This window comes from Dellaglioa sp. CoH-56-MRSF-13 (assembly GCF_056782095.1).
Window position 1 is genome coordinate 1 of sequence record NZ_JBXAYC010000138.1, and the last position, 306, is coordinate 306.

General features: G+C 52.0%; 1 protein-coding gene. It reads left to right on the forward strand.

Annotated elements, in window-relative coordinates; translation table 11 throughout:
• Positions 1 to 199, forward strand: a 199-nt coding sequence (locus AC1RP1_RS08210) for a hypothetical protein (protein ID WP_481762753.1), incomplete at its 5' end; no start/stop codon positions are given.
• Positions 200 to 306 lie beyond the last annotated feature (107 nt).

Here is a 306-nt window from a genome sequence, read left to right on the forward strand (position 1 = left end):
TGCTGGTGCCGATTCGCGCGGCCTGTTTCTCGCCGCACTGATCCAGCTTCGACGTGACCCCCACTTCAAAGGCGACATTCTGCTGTCCGCGCTGCGTGTTGCGGTAGGCGATCCGGACTATGAATTCCAGTCTCCAGTCGAGCGCGCGGCTTGGAAAACTATGGCGTTTCCAGTACTCTACGGGTACACTAAAAACTGAAGTGCTCTAATTTTATGGGGCACTACAGGAGAAAACAATGTTTCTGAGTAACCCCTTTTGGTCTGCAAAGCCAAAGATAGTTGTTGGTAGCGGCAACATCTTTATGC